This window comes from Bartonella sp. TS25HLJMH (assembly GCF_042193505.1).
GTDB classification, from domain to species: Bacteria; Pseudomonadota; Alphaproteobacteria; order Rhizobiales; family Rhizobiaceae; genus Bartonella; species Bartonella grahamii.
In genome coordinates this window covers 59,453-85,321 of record NZ_JBHILV010000010.1, presented here as the reverse complement: position 1 = coordinate 85,321, position 25,869 = coordinate 59,453, and the positions used below count along the sequence as shown (strand labels likewise).

At 34.9% G+C, this 25,869-nt stretch carries 18 protein-coding genes, 1 tRNA gene and 3 pseudogenes; 8 read left to right on the top strand and 14 right to left on the bottom strand.

Annotation, left to right across the window (positions count from 1 at the left end):
• From ACFINF_RS06150 to ACFINF_RS06140, 3 genes and pseudogenes are all read left to right on the top strand, one after another.
• A partial coding sequence (locus ACFINF_RS06150; RefSeq protein ID WP_375620103.1) for a helix-turn-helix transcriptional regulator occupies positions 1 to 186 on the top strand: 186 nt, incomplete at its 5' end.
• A 98-nt stretch (positions 187 to 284) separates the two neighbouring features.
• Complete coding sequence (locus tag ACFINF_RS06145) at positions 285 to 1,172, top strand: toprim domain-containing protein (protein ID WP_375620102.1); 888 nt, start codon at positions 285 to 287, stop codon at positions 1,170 to 1,172.
• Positions 1,173 to 1,188: 16 nt separating this feature from the next.
• Positions 1,189 to 2,691, top strand: a pseudogene (locus tag ACFINF_RS06140) (YfjI family protein).
• 897 nt (positions 2,692 to 3,588) lie between these two features.
• Here ACFINF_RS06140 and ACFINF_RS06135 read toward each other — a convergent pair.
• From ACFINF_RS06135 to ACFINF_RS06100, 8 genes and pseudogenes are all read right to left on the bottom strand, one after another.
• Positions 3,589 to 4,581 carry a hypothetical protein gene (locus tag ACFINF_RS06135; protein ID WP_375620101.1) on the bottom strand — a complete coding sequence of 331 codons (993 nt, stop codon included), beginning with the start codon at positions 4,579 to 4,581 and terminating at the stop codon, positions 3,589 to 3,591.
• A complete protein-coding gene (locus tag ACFINF_RS06130; protein ID WP_375620100.1) occupies positions 4,550 to 5,164 on the bottom strand; it encodes a hypothetical protein in 615 nt (204 codons plus the stop codon). The genes ACFINF_RS06135 and ACFINF_RS06130 overlap by 32 nt, the downstream gene beginning before the upstream one ends.
• The gene (locus ACFINF_RS06125; RefSeq protein WP_208433112.1) at positions 5,154 to 6,938 is read right to left on the bottom strand and encodes an MFS transporter; all 1,785 of its coding nucleotides are present in this window, start codon (positions 6,936 to 6,938) and stop codon (positions 5,154 to 5,156) included. The genes ACFINF_RS06130 and ACFINF_RS06125 overlap by 11 nt, the downstream gene beginning before the upstream one ends.
• Positions 6,931 to 7,584 (bottom strand): hypothetical protein, encoded by a 654-nt coding sequence (locus ACFINF_RS06120; protein ID WP_375620099.1) that lies wholly within the window; start codon positions 7,582 to 7,584, stop codon positions 6,931 to 6,933. Before ACFINF_RS06120 ends, ACFINF_RS06125 begins: the two co-directional genes overlap by 8 nt.
• Positions 7,585 to 7,749: 165 nt before the next feature.
• Positions 7,750 to 7,887: pseudogene (locus ACFINF_RS06115) on the bottom strand (integrase); the annotation flags it as partial.
• A 681-nt stretch (positions 7,888 to 8,568) separates the two neighbouring features.
• Positions 8,569 to 9,507, bottom strand: a complete 939-nt coding sequence (locus tag ACFINF_RS06110) for an outer membrane protein (RefSeq protein WP_375620098.1) — start codon at positions 9,505 to 9,507, stop codon at positions 8,569 to 8,571.
• A gap of 561 nt (positions 9,508 to 10,068) precedes the next feature.
• The gene (locus ACFINF_RS06105) at positions 10,069 to 10,341 is read right to left on the bottom strand and encodes a hypothetical protein (protein WP_375620097.1); all 273 of its coding nucleotides are present in this window, start codon (positions 10,339 to 10,341) and stop codon (positions 10,069 to 10,071) included.
• Positions 10,335 to 12,710, bottom strand: coding sequence for a mechanosensitive ion channel family protein (locus tag ACFINF_RS06100; protein ID WP_375620096.1), 2,376 nt, complete (start codon positions 12,708 to 12,710; stop codon positions 10,335 to 10,337). The genes ACFINF_RS06105 and ACFINF_RS06100 overlap by 7 nt, the downstream gene beginning before the upstream one ends.
• A gap of 181 nt (positions 12,711 to 12,891) precedes the next feature.
• On the opposite strand from ACFINF_RS06100, the gene ACFINF_RS06095 reads away from it, so the two are divergent.
• The 4 genes from ACFINF_RS06095 (at position 12,892) to ACFINF_RS06080 (ending at position 18,695) form a co-directional block, all read left to right on the top strand.
• Complete coding sequence (locus ACFINF_RS06095; protein ID WP_375620095.1) at positions 12,892 to 13,269, top strand: hypothetical protein; 378 nt, start codon at positions 12,892 to 12,894, stop codon at positions 13,267 to 13,269.
• A gap of 92 nt (positions 13,270 to 13,361) precedes the next feature.
• Positions 13,362 to 15,875, top strand: a complete 2,514-nt coding sequence (secD, locus tag ACFINF_RS06090) for a protein translocase subunit SecD (protein WP_375620094.1) — start codon at positions 13,362 to 13,364, stop codon at positions 15,873 to 15,875.
• A 99-nt stretch (positions 15,876 to 15,974) separates the two neighbouring features.
• Positions 15,975 to 17,717 (top strand): YbaL family putative K(+) efflux transporter, encoded by a 1,743-nt coding sequence (gene ybaL / locus ACFINF_RS06085; protein ID WP_375620093.1) that lies wholly within the window; start codon positions 15,975 to 15,977, stop codon positions 17,715 to 17,717.
• Between the two features lie 24 nt (positions 17,718 to 17,741).
• Positions 17,742 to 18,695: a YbhN family protein gene (locus ACFINF_RS06080; protein ID WP_375620092.1), complete on the top strand. Its 954-nt coding sequence runs from the start codon at positions 17,742 to 17,744 to the stop codon at positions 18,693 to 18,695.
• A gap of 1,564 nt (positions 18,696 to 20,259) precedes the next feature.
• Here ACFINF_RS06080 and ACFINF_RS06075 read toward each other — a convergent pair.
• A tRNA-Lys gene (locus tag ACFINF_RS06075) sits at positions 20,260 to 20,335 on the bottom strand.
• Positions 20,336 to 20,772: 437 nt separating this feature from the next.
• On the opposite strand from ACFINF_RS06075, the gene ACFINF_RS06070 reads away from it, so the two are divergent.
• Positions 20,773 to 22,365: a TerC family protein gene (locus ACFINF_RS06070; protein WP_375620091.1), complete on the top strand. Its 1,593-nt coding sequence runs from the start codon at positions 20,773 to 20,775 to the stop codon at positions 22,363 to 22,365.
• A gap of 434 nt (positions 22,366 to 22,799) precedes the next feature.
• On the opposite strand, the gene ACFINF_RS06065 is transcribed toward ACFINF_RS06070, so the two are convergent.
• The 5 genes and pseudogenes from ACFINF_RS06065 to ACFINF_RS06045 all read right to left on the bottom strand — a co-directional run bounded on the left by ACFINF_RS06065 (position 22,800) and on the right by ACFINF_RS06045 (position 25,641).
• The gene (locus ACFINF_RS06065; RefSeq protein WP_375620104.1) at positions 22,800 to 23,078 is read right to left on the bottom strand and encodes a DUF6990 domain-containing protein; all 279 of its coding nucleotides are present in this window, start codon (positions 23,076 to 23,078) and stop codon (positions 22,800 to 22,802) included.
• Between the two features lie 211 nt (positions 23,079 to 23,289).
• The gene (locus tag ACFINF_RS06060; RefSeq protein WP_375620090.1) at positions 23,290 to 23,535 is read right to left on the bottom strand and encodes a hypothetical protein; all 246 of its coding nucleotides are present in this window, start codon (positions 23,533 to 23,535) and stop codon (positions 23,290 to 23,292) included.
• Positions 23,536 to 24,547: 1,012 nt separating this feature from the next.
• Positions 24,548 to 25,111 (bottom strand): annotated as a pseudogene (locus tag ACFINF_RS06055) (hypothetical protein).
• 123 nt (positions 25,112 to 25,234) lie between these two features.
• Positions 25,235 to 25,423, bottom strand: coding sequence for a YbfB/YjiJ family MFS transporter (locus tag ACFINF_RS06050; RefSeq protein WP_375620089.1), 189 nt, complete (start codon positions 25,421 to 25,423; stop codon positions 25,235 to 25,237).
• A 32-nt stretch (positions 25,424 to 25,455) separates the two neighbouring features.
• Positions 25,456 to 25,641, bottom strand: a complete 186-nt coding sequence (locus ACFINF_RS06045; protein ID WP_375620088.1) for a hypothetical protein — start codon at positions 25,639 to 25,641, stop codon at positions 25,456 to 25,458.
• Positions 25,642 to 25,869 lie beyond the last annotated feature (228 nt).

Sequence of the window (25,869 nt, the reverse complement as noted above, 5' to 3'; positions counted from 1 at the left end):
ATTCTTTTGACAGACCGTGAAAGTGCAAAACTGCTTCATATGAGTGTCTCAACATTCCGCCGTCATGTTACCAATGGCTCTTTACCAAAACCTTTAAAATTTGGTTTTTTATCGCGTTGGTTACAATCAGATCTTATCAATGTAATCGAGCAAGCAAAACAGCAACGTCAAAGTGACGCGGCATAAAAAAAACCTTGTCACATAAGGACGGACAAGGCTTTCTCAAACTCATCAATCTAAAGAGTGCACAATCCGTCCTATGACGCAACGTTATAGGATTTAAAATGATGTGTTCTTTTAAGAATGCGCAGGGTATTACACGGTGCTGTGCCGGGGGTTGGCATGGGCGTTATGGAACAGCCCGTTGCCCTGCTCATGATGATAGGCTGCCTAGCTTATCCCTTGCCAATGGATATGATGGGCGTCTTTTACTCACTTGTTATGCTGGCTGCTCTTTTAGAGAGATCATACAAGCGCTCATTAGAATTGGCTTGCTTGGAAAACAAGCTTATGATCACGCCCCTTCTTTATCTAAACAGTTTTGTGCTGATTTCAAACGAGCAAAAAAGAAAGCAGAGAGAGCAAAAGCAATTTGGCAACAAAACCAACCAATCAAAAATACTTTAGCAGAAACCTATTTACGCATGCGGGGTATTACATGTGATTTGCCTGCTGATTTACGCTTTCACGACAACTGTCCGCCGCACCCATTAGGAATGACACTACCCGCGTTGGTGGCTCTTGTTAAGGGTGCTGGCTCCTTTGCTATTCATAGGACCTTTTTACAAGCCAATGGCTGCAAAACAGACCAAAAAACAGAAAAAGCCATGTTGGGATCTGTAACGGGTGGCGCAGTGCATTTAAGTCAAACCAATCCAAAACATCTGGTCATTTGTGAGGGCATTGAAACCGGTCTGGTTCTGCTGTCTGGGTTGTTATCAGAGCCCGTTAATTTATGGGCGTCCCTTTCAACCAGTGGCATGATGCGTGTGAATTTACCCCATACAAAAGGACGTCTGACAATTGCAATGGACGGCGATGATGCGGGTCGTAAAGCAGGTTTTACCCTTGCAAAGCGTGCTTATAGCCAAGGCTTTGAGGTCTTTATCATGCAAGCCCCCTACGGTCTAGATTTCAATGATTTTTTGATACTGAAAGGTATAAATAAATGAGAGAGAATAAAATAATATTGTAGATACCAACAATCAAAATGTTTCATTCAATGATAACGATAATGTTTCTTTAAATGATAATACTTGTTTAGAAGCAATTCCTTATGAACAAGCCTTGCAACAAAACGGTTGGGGGAGGGGATTAAAACCACTTGAATATACTCTCTTACCCGTTGAGCCTTTTCATGTTACGCAAATGCCTTTAACTTTAAGTCGCTATGTTTATGACGTTGCTGATCGTCAACAAGCTCCTCTCGATTTTGTGGCTGTCGCTGCTGTGTGTGGCTTGGCTGCTCTCATTGGCAATGACGTGCGGGTTGCTCCAAAACAGCATGATGATTGGAAGATTGTCCCTAATCTCTGGGGCGCTCTTATTGGTCAACCTTCAACGATGAAAACACCTACCATGCAAGCCGCTTTAGCTCCTATCACTTGCCTTCAAAAGAAATGGTATAAAGAGTGGCTAAAGCAGAAAGAGAGACAAGAAATTGAAGAGATACTTGAGACTTTAGACAAATCCGAAAAGCAAAAACAAGCCCATAAAGCAATACAAAAAGGAGATCTTGAAACAGCCCGTGCTCTTTTGTCTGAAACCCTCTCTAAAGACAATGATTATGATGTCTCTCGTTTTATTGTCAATGATATCACTGTTGAAAAGCTTGGGGAACTCTTACAAGCCCCCCCGCGGTCTCTTAATGGTGCGTGATGAATTGTCTGGCTTTTTAGCCAATCTGGAACGAAGAGAATATCAAACAGACCGTTCTTTTTATCTAACAGCTTTTAATGGCAAAAAATCATACACCTATGACCGTATAGGACGTGGAACCATTTTTATTCCCAATGCAACCATTTCCATTATTGGGGGCATTCAACCTTCACGGATTATTCCCATTATTCAAGCAATACACCATGGAACAAATAATGACGGCTTATTGCAACGATTTCAAATGCTGGTGTGGCCCGATGAACGACAAGAGCGGTTATGGGTTGATAGACCTCCCAATCAAAAAGCATGGGAAAGTTATCAAAGAATTTTTCGTTCTCTTTATGATAAACCTTTAGGATCACCAAAACACCCCATTACCATACGCTTTTCTACTGAAGCTCAAGAAATGTTTCGTGTATGGTGGGAAAATTTTCAAAGAACAATCAAAGGAGGTCATTTCTCATCAAGTTTACAAGCGCATCTTTTGAAAATGAATAAAACCATACCAACCCTTGCATTGATTTTTGAACTTGTTGAAGGAGGGCGTTTTGAAATAGGCTTGCCTTCACTCCCTATGACATTGTGTTGATCACCCTATTTGTTAAGTCATGCAAAACTCATTGTAGAGCCTTGTGATCATTTACCAGATGGTTTTAGCTGCACGAGATGTTTATAAGCGTGATTGGAAGCTTTTAAAGGATAAAGGAATTATTCAACAAACTTTAGAGCTTTTATGCTGTTGCAACTATCTTCGTGAAATTTATGAAGACAAAAAACCCAAAAGGCAGTCGGCCTACAAAACGCTATGAATAGCCCACCTTGGTGAAAAATCATAGGACCACACAATAGAGAAATCTCTTTTGAGAGTTTTTCAAGCCAATCGCTCAAAGCTCTTTTTAGTGATATTCTCTTCATTGCTCTTTTTTCAAAGAAAATGATCAGAGTTCTTCTTACAAAGAGTTTTGTTGCTTTTGGAGAGTTATTCCAATGTTTATGTTATTTTTTAAATAATAAAAAACATTATATTTTAATATTTTTGTTTAGGATCTCGAGCTACTCTATGGAAATTTCTATTTTTGTAAAAAGTCCAAACGTGCAACAGTATGGTAAAATATATTTTTATGACATTGGTGATTATCTCTAGAGAAAAGAAAAACTTACGATAATAGAAGTCATTTGGGAGTATTGATGGTATTACGTGAATATCAGCTACAATATCATCTGGATTTATATTACTCGTAATTGGCATTTTGGATGCATGGCTCATTTGTTCTGCGAACTATTGGACTTGAATGTTTAATCTATAAGCCCAGTATTGATGGTATTAGAATAAACGCCATCTTAATTTGTAAGTTTAATCGAATGCAAATTGAGAACATTCGATATAATAACAAGCGTATGCTTCTTAGCTAGCCCCCTTTAAGTAAGAAAGGCCACCTGCTATACTGTTCTGATTGGGGTTGAGCTCAGCTTTATAATAAACATCAAGCTGAAATACCTATAATTCTTTCTCATCAAAAATCTTGAATAAAAAAGGCAAGTTGCTGTTTAAATTACTGCTAATATCAAAAAAATCAAAGCCAATTTTGCCACCATCTTTGACACTTTTAGTATATAAGATTCCGATACATGAGACAAGCACCATATCGTTCTTCCATCGGTATGCCCTATATCTATTCACGAAACATAGCTGCTTCAGAGTGGGAAACACTATATATTTGTAGCAATTTCTTTTAATTTATTCATATCAAAATACAAATCCGATACCTTTCGGCAAAATTTATCAAGATAAATAAACAATTCATCAGAGAGATATATCTTTTTTTCTCGAATTCTCATTAAATCCTCAGTTTTATTATTTAACGGATGCGCTTCAAAATTACTTGCACGATTTCCTGCTAATTTGGTAGGCATATAATGATTTATGATGTTACAAAAACTACAATCTAAAGGGCCAGAAACATTACTTCCAACCATACCAACGTAGTTATTTTTATTCTCAAAACACTTATATAATTCTTTAATATTACTTGCAAATGGCTTATAGACAAAAGCATTATAGCCATATTCGTGAATTTTTTCATAACCACATTTCACGAATGTCTCATCAGCGATATTTAAGAAACCAAAATCTGGAATTTTTGAAGGAAATTTCATAGGCTGTTCTATTCCAAACAAATTATTCTTATCTATCCTATCAATAGGATAATTCCACTGCTCAAAATTAATACTTGCATTGAAATCAATAATAAATTTTACATTTTTGTTTTCATTAACAATTGCAATTGTATCATCCAAATACTGATTCGATGATTTCAATTTTATCAAATCGTAATTACGTATCTCATCATCAATAATTTCACCTATTCCTATCGTTTTAATAGATTTTATTAATCCAGAATTAATAATTTTAGCCATTTCAACTTTTTTAAAAAAATCTTCCAACCCAAAGAAATAGCTTAAAGAATTTGAAAAGTGTTTACTTTTATTTATTGATCTTTCATTTACAGATTTTATAAAATCGTCCGGCATTTCTCCGTGACTAGGTGACAATGGCAACTCCATAGCAAAGGGCGAAATAACTTTATCCCGAACAGTAAATAAAATTATCAGTTCTGTTTTTTCAACTAACACACCAGAAAAACTGTGAAAAGAATCCGATAATTTATATTTATTGGTGTAAACTCTGATGCGTATATCCATATTTTATCTCACAGCCAGAAAAAAAATCCCGTATCATATTTAACTGAAATGTATTCTCGTACTTTTTTCTATTTTCAAAATTAACTAAAATGAACTCGGGAGTAGCGATACATATTAGAGCTAACACTTCTGCCAAATCGAATCTCTCCGATAAAGTAATCGTCACACTATATGGTACGCTATATTTTTTCATACATTCTATGTTACGCACCCACTTTTGTTTATATTTTTTACTGTCTAGATTTCTTATCTCTGAAATAACATCTGTGCCTATTTGTATCCCTAAAAAGAACGGATTACTCTTTAATAGCTTCAAATATGGTTGAATATAGATATGCCCCCCTGTTGCAATCCGAAAATATTTTTTACAAATGAGACACATACAAGTATATTTATGAAGTAAATCATTATCGAGCTCAAAAGGCTCTCCACCAGAAAGAATAATAAAATCAGATTTTATGTCATTTATTGTATATAAAGATTCAGGCAACGCGTCATCTCTCACCATACATTCCATCGAATACGGACAATGATTGCATCCCGCACTGCAATTTTTATTACAAATTACAATATTATCGCCCATGAATTTTCTTATTCAAGTTCATATAATCCAATACTAATTGTTTCATGAAAATATTTTGGTATAGACAAAGATCAGAAATTTTTTTAGCCACAAACGCTTTTATCATTGGTAAAGCTTCATCCTTTGATATAGACAGCAAATGAGAAATATAGTCTATCCGTTCTTCTAAATTGAGAGATAATCTTGGACTGGTGAAAAATGTTAAGATATCCAATTCCGGACTGGCTTCTTGACATAAATCCCAATCCACTACCATAAAAGAACTATCAGGAGTAACAATGATATTATCAGGATGTAAATCTCCATGTGATAAGATTATATTCTTGCTTAATCGATCTTGAAAGATCTTATTGATTTGATCAATAATCGCCTTTTGATGTAGCAAGTCCATTTGGCTCAATACAGTACCCCGGATAAACTCCCATTCGATTACTTCATCGCAAAGTGTTATCAAATTTGGTGCAGGATAGAGACTTTGTCGAAAAGAGCCATCCTTGATGTTTTCATTAATGCACGATGCTTCCGGATAAATTTGCCCATAGCAAAACTCTTGATGCTTGCGTTTCAAGAAATGTTGTTTTGACGATTGTGCATTTTCAGGCTGTAACCAAATGATTTCTTGTTTTCTGACAAAAATAATTAAAGCAGACACCCCAAAAATCACAGCCATAATCACTGCCAACCACAAATTAGCTTGCCAGAATGTTGAAAAAACATGACCGTATAAAAAACTGAATGCAAAGGATACAACAGCTGTAATAATGGCTGTAAATGATAAAACAGTCGCGATAGCTTTGGGATCAATCAGTGAATTTATAAGAAGAGACGACAGATAAGATCGATAAGCAGATTTAAAAACACATAGAAGTAAAAATCCTAATATAAGAGCCGCAATGATTTGAAATGACATGAGAAAAAAAGCAATGGTTACCATACAACCAATCATTAAGACGGGAAAAATAGGATTTTGAAACTTTGAAAAATACTTCTGAAACAATATATTGGAACTTGCTGAAAAAAAATTCCCAATGATAAAAATAATTGAAACCAAAATAGCAGGTTGAAATGGCAAAAAATCAGAAAATGCGATAGAAACAGTTCGATTATTAACCAAAATAGCAAAAGCTGAAACTGCACTTAAAAAAATAAGAGTGAAGCGATAAGGATTTTTGACTTCTTTACGGCTGGCGCACATAACTGTGAAAATACTCGGATGAGCGTTGATATGAAAACTATCTAATCCCTTCGTCAGTTTTGAAAACATAAAAATAGCAAAAATTAATGAAAGGACTTGAAAAATCACAGGCAATGCAGGATGCACATAATAAAGTATTCCCCCTAAAAAAATAAGTACCGTTGTCACACTATAGGTAACAGCAGCCACTTCGGACTTAACGGAAAACAGTGTGCGATGCTTTGGTACTACAGAAAAGAGTAAACTATCTTCCGCACCTGAGAAACAAGCGGCTGCTAATGTAATACACAACAAATAAGTGGCGTAAGCAAAATATGCATAATTCATAAAAAGAGCTAAAAAACCGCAAAGAAAGAAAAACAGCCCAGTATAAATAACGCGCTTACTTCCATAAACATCTGATAATAAACCCAAGGGGACTTCTAAGATCAAAGGAAGCAATAAAAAATAACTACCGATTAAAACAATATCCGCTTGCGACAAATGCAATTTTTCCGACAAAAAAAGTGGTAAAACAGCAACCACTAGAGCAGTAGACTTGCTAACACTATAAATCTTAAATTGCTTAACCTTATCCACAAAATACCTTCCCACGACATCCGCTACATGCGCCAGATTCTTTCAAAGATTTTAAAACGCTTTGAGCAGACCAATCTATTGCCTCATAATTTTGTAGATTCCCAAAAGCTTCTGAATAAAAGCAATTTTTTAAATCTCCATTATAGTCCAATACCAAGGATGAAAATGGAAATAAACACATTAACGGCGACGAAACGTACGTAGAATTTTCGCCTAAGTAATAATTAATACAATTTACAAAATTTTGTGACGTCCATGAGATTTTCCTTTCTTGGAACTTTTTATCTATATAAATCTGGAGGGGGGATTCTTTCCTTGATAATTCATCTCTCAAATGAAAAAGTGAGGCGTTTGGCGGAAGAATTTTGTTTCTTAAAGCCTTAGATCGATCCTTTGTATTATTTTTTCTAGAAAAACTAAATGACGACGTATCGAGCGGGCTGAATCCGATATAATCGACATCTTTGCTTATACAAAAATCGATAAAATTAATAATATTTTCTAGAATCTCTTTAGTAACTGTCGCTCTTATTCCTATAGTTTGCAGAGGTTGAAGATTCTTAACTGTTTCAATGTTTTTCCACACACGATCAAATTTATTCGCCCCCCGTATATCATAATATCCTTGGACACTAGTCGAATCCATAGAAATAACAATTTCTTTTATGTCATACTGTGAAATCCATAAATTTTTATGCAATAAGATGCCATTGGGGTGTGGACAATAGGTTATAGACATACAAACAGTGCTGGAGGCAATTTCTCGTAAAGAAATACCCCCCCTTGCCCGACGCAAATTTTCTTTTTGTTTTTGGTGAATTGGATTAATTCCTTGATCCCAAAAGTCATAACAAGCTGAAGCCTTGAACCGTGCTTCTTTTAAAGATACATTGCTACAAAAGCCTAATCCCGTTTCTCGTCGTCTTTTATTGAGGTCAAACCTAAAAATCCATCATCCTTGATCTGATGCAGTTTTTATAAGCCATAAACCAGCTCTGTTAGCATATTTGCCTTTAGATAGATTTTTTACAGATAAGACTAATAGCCTATCACATGTTCTTATTTTTCGAACCACCTTTTAAAAGCCACCTTTTAAAAGCCACCTTTTGAATCGCGCTTGGAGCACTTTCATCTGATACCAAGATTATATAAAAAAAATTTAATAAATAAAATAAAAACAATTAGTTATTAAATAGAAAAAAGATAAACCGCGCTATCAGGTGATATTGTAGAGAATTCTAAGGGAAAAAATTGGTGCATAAACGTGCACGCCATCCGCACCACTCTATGTGAATTTTCTTTATCTTCTAATTGTTTAGATAGAAAAACTATCTTTCAGTTTACTTTTTTTTTACGCTATAATGATATTATCATATGATAACGTGATAATATAAAAAACGAATCATTCCATCTTTGCAAATAAATATTTTAGCTACACCTTGTGAACCAAAGAATTTTCATTCTTAACAATTAAGAATTTAAATAATTCTTTCTTATCTCCTCATCATCACTCAAAGTCAAAGCTCCTTTCTTCACCATAAAATAGCCTTTACAATGCATAACATTAAAAAATAAAGGCCCTATCAAAGAGATAGGACCTCTTAAATTTAAGCTCCTTTATCCTACAAAACTAGAATTTGTAAGCTATTCCTGCGCGAAAATCATTCGTCTTATATTTAACTTCAATCTCGTCTTTAAATTTCTTTTTACCAAAATCTGAATAACGATATTCCGCACGCACAACAAGATGATCTGTCATTGCAAAATCAACACCACCACCGAGAGTATAACCAATCATCGTTTTTGTTGCATCCGATGTCCTATTAAAGGGCTCACCTCCCGTAATTACTATCGACAAAATATCTTGAAACTGTCCATAAGCAACACCACCAGCAATATAAGGCATCACACGCCCCGCAGAAAACCCAACACGCACCCGTGTAGCACCTGTCCATTTTTGTTTTAACGTATGATTAAAAGTTAAACTGTCTTTATCCTCTGCAACAGAGCGAGACAAGCCTCTACCCTGTTTCCTGACAAGTTTTGCCTTTTTTCGACTTTTTTCTTCTGTACCTAATTTCTCAGTATCAGTACCCAATCCTTCAGTACCCGATCCTTCAGTGCCCGATCCTTCAGTGCCAGGACCACCAGCACTCGATTCATCAGTCTGAAATCTTGTTTTTGTATCCTTTTTTTCCGTTAAAAGCATATCCGTATCAATCCCCACAATAAAATTATTACCGAGATCAAAATTAACACCCGCATAAAAACCACCTATAAATCCAGAAAGCTCAGGCATATACTGTTTCTCGACAGGTATCCATGGTTTACTTTTACTCTCCTCATCAGGATAGAGAGGAATATCAACATCACGCGTTATTGCAGAAGTCTTACCTGAAAAGCCACCAACTTGCCCCCCAAAATAAATACCTCCCCAAGAAAAAGGTGAAGAAGCAACAACTTCTGAGGCAACATGTACTGGCTCTTCATGAGCCACCACATCTGCAGCCTGTACTATAGAAGGTGAAATCAAGGAAAAAACAGATGCTGTTATAAATTTTGTATTCATAAAATCATACCCCATTGCTAAATTTAAATATAATCAAAAATCACATTTAGAAAAACAAAGTTTTATAAAATCTTATGCCGCAAAATCGCATTTACTCCTTTATAGTTACATTTAAATCTATCACTAGATTAATATATCATTACATCAAAATTTAATATTATCAAATAAATTTTAAAACATTAAAATAATGAATACTTCAAATAATAAATATTTAATAAAAATACCTATTATATTTTTTTAAATGAAGAAATATAAAACATTTTGTATTAAAACAAACGCAAAAAAATCACAAAATAGTATATTTTACGCCTTTTTTTCGTGAGAAAAATTCTAAAAACGATGTACTATTTTTTAAAAATAGATATTCATTAAAAATATTATAAATACCTCAATATTTATATCCAAAATGCATAATGTAGATTCTACATAGTATAAAAAAATACATTTATTTTATAATAAAATCATACCTTTTTTCTACCTTCTTCTAAAGAATGAGATTATTAACACGACAATATCATTATCTTTCTAAATCTTGTCTCAAAATAAAAATTCTCAATCATTTTATTTAAAAATTGCTCTTCCCCTACTGATTTCTATATTATCATCTGCCTTTATTGCAAAACGGTCTTTATTAGGAAAAGTTATAAAACATCCCTTCATACAAATTGTAATTGTTTGATGAGTATTTAAAGAAACTTTTGAAGGTATACTTCCCTCGACAACAACGAGAGATTGTACCTTTAAATCTGTATTCTTCACTGTTGCGGCAAAAGCTGTTATGGTAAAAATATTCAACAGAATAACTGTAATTAAAGCATAAATATATTTCAGCATTCTAAGATTCCTTCCTCAGCAAAACGCTTATATAAGACAAATCGAAGAGCATTGGTTACATGAGAAGGTGAGGTAATATTAGGCACATAAATCGCTAAATTAAAGGAAAAACTCTTATGATCAAATGCTGTAAAACTCACCTGCGGGGTAGGATTTTTTAAAACGCCTTCTGTCGCAAAAGCAATCTCCAACAAAATTTCAGCAACATGCTCTGGAGCAACCTTAGATGATACAGTAACTGGTATATCAATTCGTCCTACTTTATTACGTCTAGTCCAATTACTAACATTGTTATTAATAAGGCTTGAATTGGGAATAATAATTGTCTTACGCTGAATGGTCTCAAGTTCCGTTGCACGCACACTAATACGCTTAACAACACCACCTACTGATCCAGATTCTATATAGTCTCCTATTTTAAATGGTCTTCCAACTAAAATAATAAGTCCAGAGACAAAGTTTTGGACAATATTCTGTAAACCAAAACCTATACCAAGTGAAAGTCCTCCTGCAATAAGAGCGAAATTTCTAAGATCCAAACCTGCCATTGACAATCCCGTCAAAGCAGACACAACAACGCCTCCATAACTTATCACTGTTTTGACAGAATTACGTATACCAGAATCAAACTCTCCATGAACCAACACCACACTATCTAACCAACCAATAAATCGGCGAATAAGAAACCAGCAAACACAAAAAGAAATAATTCCTGTTACAATAGAAATCAAAGAAAGAGTAATATTTCCAATCTGAAAACCAGTAACCAATTGCCACAATACTGCTTTCAAATCAGAATAGGAAAATCCAAACTGTACAGCAATTGGCATTGCACAAAATACAACAACAAATAAATTGAGAAAAACACTCACAAAAACTCCCAATTGATTCATCGTTTTTTCTTCTAAATGAAACCTCTGCATCAAAAGATGACCAACCGTTGTTTTCATAAACTGGCCTTTAGTCCCAAGTGCTTGAGCGCTTTGTATTCCTAAATACATGAGAATTAAAAATGCTCCACCAATCATAATTTGCTGCATAATAAAACGTGCAAGACCAACATAACCTAAAAAACTTAACACAAAGAGCAGTACCCCCAAGCCAATAAGAGGAATGCGTATATAAAATGGCCAAAAGTATGGCTCTTTTTTTTCTCCTTGAAAACGCTTACGTCTAGATCGCAAAGGTACAAATGATATTATAAACAGCAATATCGCTACAAGAAAAACAGCAATAAAACTTGTAGCAATTGTCAAAGATAGAGGCGCTGAAATGATCTGATAAATACTATCAAGAACAGCGTCAAATGCCAAAACACCCCCTAAAGAAGTGAGTAAAATCACTAATTGATAAGCAGACGATGGTGCAATACTGAGAAGACGTACATGGGGCATATTCGAAGATAAAAGAACAATTGCTAAGCGATTGATTAAAAACACTAAAATAATTTGACAACCTATCATATCAAAAACTGTTGTAAGCTTACCTAGTTCTAAGTTAAAACTACGAAACAAAAACAACACAAGATAAACGCAAAAAGTACATACAAGCGAAGGTAAGAGAACTGAAATAAAGGCGATTAATAAGCGTTGTAAATAAGATATTTCCTCATTAGACTTCCTAAAGTGGCAATACACATGAACAAGAACTTTTCTAGAAAAATACGAAAGACCAAAAGTAATAAAAAGTGGAATTAAAAAGGAAAGAAATAGTTGTAATAACTTGAAATAAAATATAAAATTCCACCAAAAATTTAACAACAAAAGAAAATCTGATGAAGCCTCTTTTGTTTTTTGGGCGAGCTGTTTAACCATTGGAATCGAAAACTCAAGCCTATACGTAAGCGTGCGTTTAAAAAGCTCCCGAGACTGAGAAATAGAAAGTTCAGCTATTCCATTTGCCGCTAAGAAAATTTCTTCAAAACGAAGCATGATACTATTAATTTTAGCTTTTTGCTCTATCAAGTAAGGATATTCCTTCACTGAGCTTTTCTGTCTTTTTACGTCACGATGGAGCTCCGTTAATTGATCAAGAAGTGTATTAATCTCATTAAGATGAGGACGCAAAACAAATGCTGCCTCAATAGCACGTTCACTAATATCTTGTGCACGTAACCGCAATTCTTCTAAAGCACGCTCATCTTCTGACTTTCTATCAAAATCTCTTTTTAAAGTTTCAGTATTTTCTTCAAGAGTCTTAATAATCAACTGTTGTTGTTGAATAATTTCATCAACTGAATAAGAAGCTATTGTTTGTTCGACAATTGTATTTTGTGCACCCCTATTCCCCCATGCACCAGAATTAAATACAAAGATAATCCCCAAAAGAAGGAAAAGTATGTGGATGTTTTCTCTACAAAATGAATACATATCTACCTTATGCGCACAAAAAGGATTTTATCTCCCCCCTCTTTAATATGGTATAAAGCAGATATTTTCAACTTTTGTAGAATAATCTTATAAAAGCTTTCCCTTATCCTATAATACTGATAATAAGAGAAAAGGATAATAAATAAGCTGAACTCAATAAGATTAAAGAAGGCACTCTAGCATGTGTTTTTTGCACCTCTATTGCAAAAAAGAAAATTTTCTTCCTTTGACAACTTGGATTTTTTTATCCAGTTTAGGTGTATTCTTGACGAGCAACCTGGGAACGCGTGCTTATTTAATCAAACAATCACACACCAATAATATCATTAAAAGGAATAAATTTGATTTACACAATAAGTGTGATCAGTTGAATGTTACCACAACTGAAAACAAAAAACTTGTAACACTCCATACAGAATCTATTGTTACAAGAACCTTTCAAAAAATCCTAACACTGAATTTCTTTTTAATAAAGATTCCAGCTATTGATACACGATTTCGTAGCGTTAAAACGCAATATTTCTCAAATAAACGCGCTCCTCCTAATGAACACACTTAAATTCTCTTCCTTGAATTATAAAACGATCATCTTATTTTACTTGTGCTTTTAACTTTGAATAACTGTTAGATTGCCTATTAGCGGAATATATCATGCGTACACCTGGTTGGTTAACTACCCTTTATTGTTTTATTCTTTTAAGCAGCATTTATGTTGCCTTACCCAATTTATTTTCATACGAACAAGTTAAAAACTCCAAATTCTTACCTGACACCCGTGTAGCACTTGGCCTTGACCTTCAAGGAGGCTCTTCTCTCCTGCTCGAGGTTGATAGCAAAACGTTAAAACGCGATCAGTTACATATAGTTTTAGGCAGTATACGCAATATATTGCGTGAAAAACAAATCCGCACCTCAAGTGTGCGTATCGTTGAAGATAGCGTTATTGTCCTTATTTCTGATCCATCGCAAACTGAAAAAGCACTTTCTGCTTTGAAAACATTAATAACCCCCATACACAGTAGCTTTGGTACAACAGAACATAACATCACGATCAATGCTCAAAATGAAACTCTCCGCATCACATTAACAGAAGCTGGTATAAAAGACCGTGTAAGCAATGCTATTGAACAAAGCTTAGAAATCATCCGTCGCCGTATAGATCAAGTTGGTGTTTCAGAACCAGCCATCCAAAAGGTCGGAAATGATCGTATTATGGTCCAATTGCCCGGCCTACAAGATCCAAAACAACTACGTGATCTTTTAGGAACAACCGCTAAAATGAGTTTTCATCTTGTTCCTTCTAATGTGGACCCCAATAATCCCCCTATAGGTGTTTCTATTCTTCCTGGATATACTGATGCAACACAACATTATGCAATTTATGATCAAATCGCTTTAGATGGAAATGTCCTGAAAGATGCCCGTGCAGGTTTTGACCCCCAAATACCAGGACGTTCCATTATTTCATTTACTCTAGATTCCGCTGGTGCAAAAATATTTGCCGATATAACACGACAAAATATTAACCGTCCTTTTGCCATTGTTCTGGATAATAAGGTTTTAACCGCTCCTACCATCAATAGTGTCATTCCCAATGGACAAGGTCAAATTACAGGAAACTTTGACCCCAAAGAAGCCTCAACTCTGGCTGCTCTGCTTCGTGCTGGTTCCCTCCCCGCACCACTCACGGTTATTGAAGAGAGAACCGTAGGTCCAAATCTTGGTGCTGATGCCATCCAAATGGGACTTTACACCGGCATAATTGGCTTTATTCTTGTTGCAATTTTTATTTTTCTTCTCTACCGTATTTGGGGATTAATTGCCAATATAGCACTAGCTCTGCACACGATTTTAACATTTGCTGCACTCAGTCTTTTGGGAGCTACGCTTACGCTACCTGGTATTGCTGGTATTATTTTAGGCATCGGTATTGCCGTTGATGCTAATATTCTCATCAATGAACGTATCCGTGAAGAAAGTCGAAAAGGTGTCAGTGCTTTTGCAGCCCTAGATCGTGGATTTAAACACGCTTTTGCAACCATTGTTGATGCAAATGTTACGGCAATTATAGCGACTGTCTTACTATTTTGGTTTGGTACCGGTCCGGTTCGTGGTTTTGCCGTAACAATGTTGCTTGGTATTATCATCTCCATGTTTACAAATATCACCATTGTACGCATCATCATGATTTGGATCGTTCGTAAATGGAAAATTAAAAAATTACATATTCACTCTGCTTTCAACATCATGCCACAAAACACAACTTTCCACTTTATGAAAGCACGCTTCATTGGTATTGGCGTCTCAATTGTTTTATCAATGGCTTCAGTTTTTCTCTTTTTTAAGCCTGGATTGAACTTCGGAATTGATTTCATTGGCGGAAGCCAAATGAGTATTACCACGAAAGCACCTGCAGATCTAGCAACTCTGCGTTCCAAGCTTTCTACTCTTAATATTGGTGAAGTTACCTTGCAAAATATTGATAACGAAAACACCGTATTAATTCGCATGCAGAAACAAAGCGGTAGCGAAGCACAACAAACCATCGCCATCGATAAAGTTAAAACAGCTGTACAAAATATCTATCCCGATACCACATTCGATCAAATAGAAGTTGTTGGTCCCAAAATTTCAGGCGAGCTTGCCACAGCTGCTTTTACTGCTGTTATTCTTGCGGCTATTGCCATGTCTCTCTATATATGGTTACGCTTCGAATGGTTCTTTGCTATTGGAGCAATTATCACTCTCATTCTAGACACCACAAAAATGATTGGCTTTTTTGCTTTATTTCAATTTGATTTTAATTTAACGGCTATCGCTGCACTCTTAACAATTGTTGGATATTCTATAAATGATAAAGTTGTCGTCTATGATAGGATGCGCGAAAATATGCGTCTTTATAAAAAAATGCCGTTGCGCGAGCTGATTGATCTGTCAATTAATCAGGTTCTGGTACGTTGTTTTTTTACATCAGCCACAACAATTCTTGCTATGCTCCCCATGGCGATATGGGGTGGAAGTGCTGTTCATAATTTTGCATTGCCCATGGTCTTTGGGATTATTATTGCAACATCATCCTCTATCTTTATTGCTGCTCCTATTTTACTCCTGCTAGGAAATTGGTGGCGTGAGCGAAATAATCGTGCGAATACCAAAGTGAAATAAAAATGCCCTTTAATACGTATGATACATTTCGCTTCTCTTCTCATAGAAATATAGTCATTTTCATTCATTCGCTTTTTGATCAAGAATAGTAAATAATCCATGCTCCACGACACACCACTTATCACAACTATTGTTGCAGGTTTATGTTTAGCATTTCTCTTAGGAATGATTGCTAGCCGTTTACGGATTTCACCACTTGTAGGCTATTTGTTAGCCGGTGTTATTGTGGGACCCAATACAGGCGGATTTAAAATAGATTCCGTTATCATTAATCAACTTGCTGAAATTGGTATTATTTTGCTGATGTTTGGTGTTGGACTCCACTTTTCATTAAAAGATCTTTTATCTGTCAAAGCTATTGCTGTCCCCGCTGCTATTGCACAAATGGCATTTTCTACTTTTCTAGGTTTGTGCCTTGGTTTGATTATGGGATGGGGCTTCAGTGGTAGTTTGATCTTCGGCCTTGCTTTATCCATAGCAAGTACTGTTATCCTACTACGTGCTTTGCAAGAGCGTCATCTTATTGAAACAGAAAAAGGACGCATTGCCGTTGGATGGTTGATTATTGAGGATTTAGCAATGGTCCTTATACTTGTCCTCATTCCTTCCTTGGCAAGTGCCCTCAGCAATACCAAAAAAGAAGCGTTGGATCCTCTTGTTCAATGGTTGGATTTAAGTATTTGGGGTATTTTTGGTCTCACCATCCTGAAAGTGATCGTATTTATTGCACTTATGCTCATCATTGGGAGACGCGTTATCCCATGGCTTTTAAAAATGAGCGCACAATCGGGATCACGTGAATTATTTCGTCTTAGCGTTTTTGCTATTGCATTAGGAGTAGCTTTCGGAGCTGCTCATTTATTTGGTGTTTCTCTTTCTCTTGGTGCTTTTTTTGCTGGTATGGTCATGAGCGAATCAGAATTAAGCCACCGTGCCGCGGAAGAATCTTTACCACTGCGCGATGCCTTTTCTGTTCTCTTTTTTGTTTCTGTAGGCATGTTATTTGACCCAGAGAAACTCTTAACTCATTTTTTTCCTCTCTTGGCAACCTTATTCATTATCGTAATCGGAAAATCTGCTGTTGCCTTTTTCATCGTTAAGGCTTTTCGCTATTCTAATGCAACAGCTTTGACTATTTCTGCAAGCCTTGCCCAAATCGGAGAATTTTCCTTTATCCTTGCTGGTTTAAGTTTAAGCTTAGGACTTTTAAACAATGACGCTCATGATTTAATTCTTGGAGGAGCAATTTTTTCTATTTTGCTCAATCCTCTTGTTTTCATTGCCTGTAATAAAATTAAAAAACGTCTAGAAAAAAATTCTGCATCTTCACAAAATACCCAAACAATTATTGATATTGATCCACAAGATCCTGACCAAGATTTTTTACCGATGACCTTAAAAAATAACCATATCGTAATTATTGGCTATGGTCGTATTGGTAAATGTGTTGCATTATCTTTAATAAATAGAGGTAACCCTGTAGTGATCGTAGAAGAATCAAAACGCCTCTCTGATAAAGCGATTGCAGATGGCTTTGAGGCTATTTGCGGTAATATCATTCAACAAGAAATAATGAACGCAGCAAATATAAATAATGCACATAAAGTTGTTATTACAATGCGAAGCACCATTGAAGTAGGAGAATGTATCGTGAATATACGTGATATGAAGAAAGATATCCAGATAATCACACATGCATTATCCGACACAGAAACAGCATATCTCATTGATTTAGGTGCTGATGTTGTAGTAACGGATGATGAAGAAGTTGCCAATGGCATTATGGAGTATATAACGGAACGAAGATCTGTACAGAATGTGCTCAATCATGAAAATTTATAGAAAACATAAAATGGATAAAGAATCGTGAAAATAAAGCAATTTATATGGCCCTTGATTGGTATCTTAGCAATGCTGATATCTATTCGGATTCTTTATATGAAACTCTCTGCCATTTCATTTGGGGATGTATTGGAGCGCTTGAGCGATTTAAATGCACAGCACTGGTTACTAGCCTGTTTATGTTCCCTCCTAGCTTATGCTGCTCTTGCTGGATATGATCGAATTGCCCTACAACATCTAGGCCATAAAATTTCTTGGATTTTTATCGCTATATGTTCATTTACAACCTACGCTCTTTCACACAATATCGGTGCTTCAGTTTTTTCTGGTGCCGTTGTGCGCTATCGCGCCTATAAAATGAAAGGATTAAGCGGAACAGAAATCGCAATATTAGTAGGTTTTTGCTCTTTTACTTTTGTAATCGGCACAATCTTACTTTTGGGAATCGTTTTGGTGCTGCAACCCGAAATTATCACCCTCATTCATAAAGAACTTCCTGAATGGCTAGGGACAACGAGTGGAGCAATTTTACTCAGCTGTATAGCACTTTATACGTTTGGCAGCTGGCTGCAATTAAAACCCTTACGCTTGGGTAAGAAAATTAAACTTTCCTATCCACGGTTGAAAATTGTTATTCAACAGCTTCTCATTAGCCCTCTAGAGCTTTTAGGAGCAGCAGGAATTATATATGCTGTCCTCCCACACAACGCAGATATTCATTTTATCTCTGTTCTTGGTGTTTTCCTAGCATCTTTTACGATAACTCTTCTGTCCAATGCTCCAGCAGGAGGAGTAGGAGTTCTTGAAGCTCTCTTCATAACAGGCATGCCTAATATAAATCCAACCGACGTTATTGCAGCACTTATTGTCTTTAGAATGTTTTATTTGATTATACCGCTCATCATTTCATTATTTGTGGTCGCCATTTTTGAAGCGCATCAATACTGGAAAAGAGCCCCCAAAACACCACCTGAATAAATAAAAGGCTATCAACGACTTCTTTTTTGTGTGCCTATAAAGATTATAATCCGTACTCAATTCGATTGTATATGTAAATTAATACAATCATTATTTGTATTCATCTTTTTTATATTGAAACTTGAAGGTCCTCTTTTATAAGAATCTTACTTTACGAAAAACATAGGAATATTTATCTATTTTCCTTCAAAAAAACTCCTATAAACTTGAATATTAAAAGTACTATTTCATTGTGTAATCGATTTTTATGTTGGATAAAGCACATCATTGCAAAAAACAAATGCTCAAAATTAAAAAACTCTATCTGAAAATAACTTCATTTTATTATTTAGAATAATAAAATGTATATAAATCAAGAATACTTAAATAATACTTTTAATAAAAGAGTTTTTCCTAAACGATCATATAAAAATACAAGGAAAAACTTTACGAAACTTTCATCTCTCAAAAATATAGGAATAATGTGTGTACATATTGTGTCTTGTGTCACGCTTTTGTTTGTCACGTTCTTTAATAGAATCAAGCCTCTCAAAGAACAGAACACCATCGTGTTGCCAATTTACATACCTTTTTTAAGAAACCTCTCTCAGTGCTCTTCCCCATTACACAATAACACCCGTAAATGGTATAATAGTAAAGCCATTGTTGCACCATCATCTTTATACTTAATAAAAGAGCAAGCCTGCACCATTATACTATTTTTCCAATGTTGTGATAACTTTTGACGCTTAAGAACGTTAATAAGAATCATTTTTATGCTTTTCTTCAATAGTCTTTATCCACACGTTAATCTCATTTATAACGCAAAAGTAATAATTTTAATTAATTCATTATAAGAGGGATTGAAACAAAAGAAGTTTATGACAATAAAGTTTTTTAAAAAATAGTAATTAATTATTATAAATAAATATATTATAATGGTTCTGAGCAGCTTTCTTAATGTTTATCTTTTTAGCGGTTAAGCTAACGGGAAAACAGCATAACGTAACTGCACGGTTTAATATTTTAGAACTTGAATCCTTATTAAAGCTTATTTTCTATCGTTTAGCAGGTATTAGCTTTAAACCATTAAACTGATCTAATTTTATTTCTGTTATTTCCAGCTAATTACTTTGTTTTATCTTGATTCACCCTCTTCGAATACTGATGATTATTACAGAGATTTTTTGTTTAAGCGGGAGAGTTATCAAAAAATATCCACGCTGCTGACACAACTAAAATGTAACGTTTCTTCTATCTTTAAATCATATGCCAAAAATCCAAAAAAAATTTAGTCAATTCATATTAAAAGAAGTGAAAATTGTTGATTTTTATACCCCTTTAAATAACACAATTGTCGGTAAGAAACTTCTCCTTACCAATTGCGATTTAAAAAAAAGAAACAATACGCATTAAAAGATCTTTAAGCCCCCTAAAAGTACAAAACCTGATGACTAAGCTATATCAACAATCTTTACTTTTACACAAACGCATATGGGAAAATCCTACTTCCCAATTTTATTTAGCAACTCGTATCTTAAAAAAATTTACGCAATCAATACGTTATTTATGGTATCAAATCAAATGGTGGGTGATGAGGGGATCGAACCCACGACCCGCTGATTAAGAGTCAGCTGCTCTACCGACTGAGCTAATCACCCATAAGCTTCCCGAAAGATGAGAATGAGCGTTTCTATAACGCTCCTAAGGATGGATGTCCAGATATTTTGTTGTTTGTTATATAGACTCATTGTCTGTAAGGTTAAAAATATGATATTCACCACTTGATCTTATATAAAAATAAACCCATTATAGGAAGCTTTATAAATAAATGTTCTGATTGTTATACAGAACCTACAGTTGGAGGATTATCGAGCATAATGCCCGAGCAAAATTTAGAGGAACCTTCTTGTGGTTGTAAGCGGGATGGGGCGTCATTTTGTTTTATCAATAATCACATGCATTCAAGCAATATTTTGCTGTTTTTTTCGTTGAATATAAATTTTTTTACATTCAATGTTCATGATCCAATATACGAATAAAAGCCTATGAATTTTTTTTGTCAATCGCGCGCTTTTAAGCTTCTAAAAGGTGAGGAATGATGGAATGGATCACTGATCCCCATGCGTGGTTTGGTTTGATCACGCTAGTTTTTCTCGAAATTGTTTTAGGAATAGATAACCTTATCTTTATTGCAATTTTAGCTGAAAAATTACCACTGCATTTGCGTGACCGCGCACGCTTTCTAGGTCTTACTTTAGCATTAATTATGCGGCTCTTCCTTCTTACAGTTATAGGATGGGTTATGAGACTCGATAGGGTAATTCTTTCACTTTCATCTTTTATCTTTAGTTGGCATAGCTTTATTTTAATCGGTGGTGGAGCCTTTTTACTAGCAAAGGGAACGCTAGAATTACATGAAAGGTTAGAAGGCGTATCACATGAAAGAAAAACAGGCGTTGCTTATGCTGTTTTTTGGCAAGTAATTGTTCAAATCGTGGTGCTGGATGCCGTTTTTTCACTAGACAGTATTATTACCGCAACAGGTATGATTGCAAAAGAGCAGGCAACAGTTATGTATATCGCAGTCATAGCTGCTATGGGAGTAATGATGTGCGGATCTGGTGTTCTTATGCGTTTTATTAATCGTCATCCCACTATTGTAATTCTCTGTCTTGGTTTTTTGATGATGATTGGTTTCACTCTCATTGTTGAAGGATTTGGTTTTCATATTCCCAAAGGGTATTTGTATGCTGCTATTGGTTTTTCTGTTCTCATCGAAGCTTTTAATCAAATTGGACGTCGTAACCGTGAAAAAATGATTAAAACAAATGATCTACGCAGTAGAACAGCTGATGCTGTTTTGAGGCTCTTAGGAGGAGGAAGTAAAGATAGTCATCTTGCTGAGACTGTAGATGTTATTGCTGAACAGGCTGCAGCTTCTGAGTTGTTTAGACCAGAAGAAAAGGAGATGATTCGTGGTGTTCTCGATTTAGCTGATCGCCCTGTTCGCTCTATCATGTCGCCGCGTAATGAGATTGAGTGGTTAGATTTAAATGCTGATGAAAATGAAATGCGTGAGGAATTACAAAAGGTTAAACATAGCCGCTTAATTCTTGCGCGTGAAAAAGTAGATGAATTTGTTGGCGTTGCGTTGACAAAAGATCTTCTTTTGAATTTGGCTGAGGGGAAAAAGATTAATTGGAAAAAAGCTATGCGAGAACCCCTCGTTGTTCATGAAAATACAAGTGTTTTACGATTGATGGAGCAATTACGTCATTCTTCGATTCAGCTTGCAATTATTGTTGATGAGCATGGATCTTTTGAAGGAATCGCAACACCAACCGATATTCTTGAAGCTATTGCAGGAGACTTTCCTGATGACGATGAAGAACTCATGATCGCAGAACAACTTGAAAATGGCAGTCTTCTTGTTGAGGGATATGCTGATATCCGCCGTTTAAGTGGTTATCTTGGGCGTAACCTTGTGGATGAAGCAGATCGTTATACGACTCTGGCAGGCTTTATGCTTTGGCAGTTTGGTCATTTACCAAATGAGGGAGAAAGTTTTGAAACTGATGGTTTACACTTTAAAGTAATTGAAATGGAACGCCGAAACATATCTAAAATCCTTATTTCTCCAATTGTCTTACCAGAAAAAACTAATTCTTTTTATAAGCAAGATGAATAAAAGGATTTTTTATGATTAAAAATTGAAAAGAATAAGAAGTTGATGACTTAATTGCATTTCATTATTTTTATATTTTTTTAAGCGTAAAGTAATGAACATACAAAAGTTATGTTATCAATAAACTTTCCATTACAAAAAGTTTCATTGATGATTTACAAAAAGCTGTAAGAAAGAAAATGATGCAAGATTATTTGTCAATGGTCATTAATCTCAAAAATAATGAATATATAAAATATTTTGATTTATAATAATTATTTATTATAATATTATCTTCACATCAAGAAACCATCTTTCAAACATCAGATTTCCGCCAATGGATAGAACTCCGCCATTGTTGGGTTCACTCAACTTATAATGGCAGCGTTAAACTAGACTCTGGCTCCTATAATCTTTTGAGATCTTCTTAATATTTGTTATCTTTTGTTTCGATAAATTTAGCTATTTTTTCCTTCCAAGAATGAAGCTCCACCTCTCTGGAAAGCTCTTATTAAGAACTTTGTTTTTCTTTCAGATGAACTCATATTTTTTGCTACTTTTGCAATTAAAGTGTAGCTGAGTTGCTTAGATTTCACTACTTCTTTGGCTAAAGCCAATGCACGTTCAAGATGAATCTGTTGGGTATTTTCATCAAAGCCTAAATGATCCCCTGCACTGAAACTTTGATAATAAGATTGTAAGGTTGCAACATCACCCAATAAAGCCAGTGCACCAATATAAAGTAAGCTATAACCTGCATCATCTATCTTGATAACCTTATGTGCCTCAACTTCACTCTTTTGCTAAGGTAGTGCTCCATATCTGGAATAAAAGCATTTATGAAGATCAATTTTTTCCATCGCCCATTTCAAGACATAATCAAGCTCTAATTCCAACCAATCCGCATATATTTCTTCTTCACAAACTCTCAACCACTTTTTATCAAAGTCAAGTTTTAGATCTTGTAAATGCTGAGAATTGATAGGGATCAATTACCATGCAGGCAGCAGCTAAAATACCAGTATTAATCGAAAATCCAACATCAAATTGCGGATAACCTTTGATAATTGCGTCATTATAAAGAACTTGTACTTCACGATCTGGTAGTTGATAACGTACTGAATAATTATCTACCTCTTGAATTTTTTCAACAGACCAATCAAGATTTTTGAAGAGTGCTGTTGCACTCTCCATGGCTAAAAAATTCTTTGCTCTACCTCAAAAGAGGTTGTATTCATATCAAAAGTCAAAAGCGAAGCAGATTTTTGCAAATAAAATTGATAATGCCGTATAAGAGAATAATCTTATCATAAAAAATACACAACAAAGTCAATAGTTTGTGTGAAATTATTTTATATGAATTCCATTTAGAATTCACACTTTATACGTGATTCAATTGACCATTTTTTATAAACAATTGCCATGTATGAATAGACTATAAAAAGCAAATTATGATGCAAATCTTATAAGACATGTCCACATTCAAATGAAGTGAAAAGCAGCTATCATTCATAACAGTTCATAAATTTTATGATACGTTTTTATCACACATAAATCGCATACGCTTAAAGAATATAGTATGGGTTTTTCTTTTTTTGAGCAAAACCTTAAAAGAAATAATCATTTGAAGCTATTATAAGATAGATTTTAATTCATTAAAAACACATAAAAGGATTTAAAGACAAGTCGATTTTAAAGCACCGCTTACTAAAAAGTTAGTAAATGACAAGCAGGTATTATATAGATACTATCATCACAACAGGTAATAAACAGGTATTATATTGATAATATTATGTCTTATGAAATCAAAAGTCTTTTAATGATATAACGCAAGCAAACAAGTAAAAAACATTTTAAAAGAGGCATTTTGATAATGTGCTTTGTTTCAAATGCCCCCCTCAAAAATGAAGGTGTTATTCTTGATACGTTTTATAGCCATAAATAAAGTGTTTATAGGTTCTGTAATTCAAATGAGTGATTAAAAATCATACCTGTCATTTACGTTCCTTTTGATAAGTTTTAATCAATAAAATAGAGCGCTTGCAATATGATACGTTGTATATATGCATTCATTATAGATTTCTTTTGTATGATCTGTAGAACCTTTATTTAAAAGCCGCGTCATATCAATTGGCACGACTTTCTTTTATGAATTTTCTCTTTTATGATGGGTTTATAGCCATCAAAAAGGCGCTCCCCACGCCTGTCATTTATTCTGTTTATCAATCTTGACAACGTTATCACTTTCATAAACCTCAAATTTTATGGGAACCGAATATAAATCGCTATGTCTTTTTATTCTTGCATTGCCATATACATTACCTCTAATCACGAAATAACCAGAGATCTTGGCATTGCCATAAATCTTGCCATATTAACAACAGCATGATCATAAACCTCGGCATTGCTATGAATAGCTACACTACCGGATAATTTTGCATTTCCATAAACCCGTGCATAATGATAAACTCAAACCTTATAAGAAAGATGAGCATTGTCATAAACATGAGCACCAAAATACACGCGAGTTTTATCACATATAAGGGCATTGCCATACACATAGCCACCAATGGCAGCATAGCCATTGCCCCTTGCATTTTCATAAACACGACCAGATTTTACAACACAGGCATATCAGCAACTCAGCAATTGCCATCATGAAAGATGGTTGCTTTCATTTTCAATAAAACCATCTAGATCACTTTTTTACATCACCAAAATCTTTTAAAGCACGAATGCGATATAATATATGGCCAGTCACGAAATTCATTTGATTGGTCAATTTATATTTTTTGGATGGTTTTTTCTTATTAACAGAAGCGATTTCATTTGCAATGGAAGAAATAACGGGGGTGTTTTTTGCTATCGTTGTTATAATTAAACCTGTATGTTTTTAAAAGTTTTGAACAGACATTAAGCCGACTTCAAACCAAATGTTTGTCGCATCAAGCGCCCTATTCAAACTAATAATAACATATTCATTACCTAGTAGAATACCAACTCCTACACCTGCATAAAGCGAAGCAATAATCCGCCCATTATGGCTATGCTGCATGACCATAATAGAACCCAAAACCATCATTGCTGCACTCGCAACACCAGAAGCAAATCAGATCAAAAGGACCAAGTGTTAACGCCATGGAAATAATAAGTGCACTCATTACTATAGCTGCACAAGATAGGCATGTGAGGAGCAAGAGATATATTCCCAATTCTGCCAAACGTAAAGAACATACTCCCAACTAAATAACCACCATAATTAGCGCTAGCTATATAAAAAGGTTGATTAAAGGTAAACAATCCCTCATCCAATATAACCGGCAATATTGGTGTATAGAGAAATCACCCGATACCCATTCTCAAAACCATAAGAACCATACCGAATACAGCGTTTTGAAATAATTCAAATCTTGACGATTATTTTTATCCCTATTATTATTCCTTTAACTGGTGATATTCCTCATCCGCGTTCCATTTCACCATAACAGCCTTTAGCTCCCAAAATAGAATAAAAGCAAATTTAGCTAT

Excerpts from the sequence above, each read along its gene's own strand:
- ACFINF_RS06135 (WP_375620101.1), bottom strand. The coding sequence starts at position 4,581 with ATGGATATACGCATCAGAGTTTACACCAATAAATATAAATTATCGGAT.
- ACFINF_RS06145 (WP_375620102.1), top strand. The coding sequence starts at position 285 with ATGATGTGTTCTTTTAAGAATGCGCAGGGTATTACACGGTGCTGTGCC.
- ACFINF_RS06050 (WP_375620089.1), bottom strand. The coding sequence starts at position 25,423 with ATGATGGTTTTGGGTTCTATTATGGTCATGCAGCATAGCCATAATGGG.
- ACFINF_RS06060 (WP_375620090.1), bottom strand. The coding sequence starts at position 23,535 with ATGGAGAGTGCAACAGCACTCTTCAAAAATCTTGATTGGTCTGTTGAA.
- ybaL (WP_375620093.1), top strand. The coding sequence starts at position 15,975 with ATGCTCCACGACACACCACTTATCACAACTATTGTTGCAGGTTTATGT.
- ACFINF_RS06070 (WP_375620091.1), top strand. The coding sequence starts at position 20,773 with ATGATGGAATGGATCACTGATCCCCATGCGTGGTTTGGTTTGATCACG.
- ACFINF_RS06120 (WP_375620099.1), bottom strand. The coding sequence starts at position 7,584 with ATGGATTCGACTAGTGTCCAAGGATATTATGATATACGGGGGGCGAAT.
- ACFINF_RS06095 (WP_375620095.1), top strand. The coding sequence starts at position 12,892 with ATGTGTTTTTTGCACCTCTATTGCAAAAAAGAAAATTTTCTTCCTTTG.
- ACFINF_RS06105 (WP_375620097.1), bottom strand. The coding sequence starts at position 10,341 with ATGCTGAAATATATTTATGCTTTAATTACAGTTATTCTGTTGAATATT.
- ACFINF_RS06100 (WP_375620096.1), bottom strand. The coding sequence starts at position 12,710 with ATGTATTCATTTTGTAGAGAAAACATCCACATACTTTTCCTTCTTTTG.
- ACFINF_RS06130 (WP_375620100.1), bottom strand. The coding sequence starts at position 5,164 with ATGGGCGATAATATTGTAATTTGTAATAAAAATTGCAGTGCGGGATGC.
- ACFINF_RS06110 (WP_375620098.1), bottom strand. The coding sequence starts at position 9,507 with ATGAATACAAAATTTATAACAGCATCTGTTTTTTCCTTGATTTCACCT.
- secD (WP_375620094.1), top strand. The coding sequence starts at position 13,362 with ATGCGTACACCTGGTTGGTTAACTACCCTTTATTGTTTTATTCTTTTA.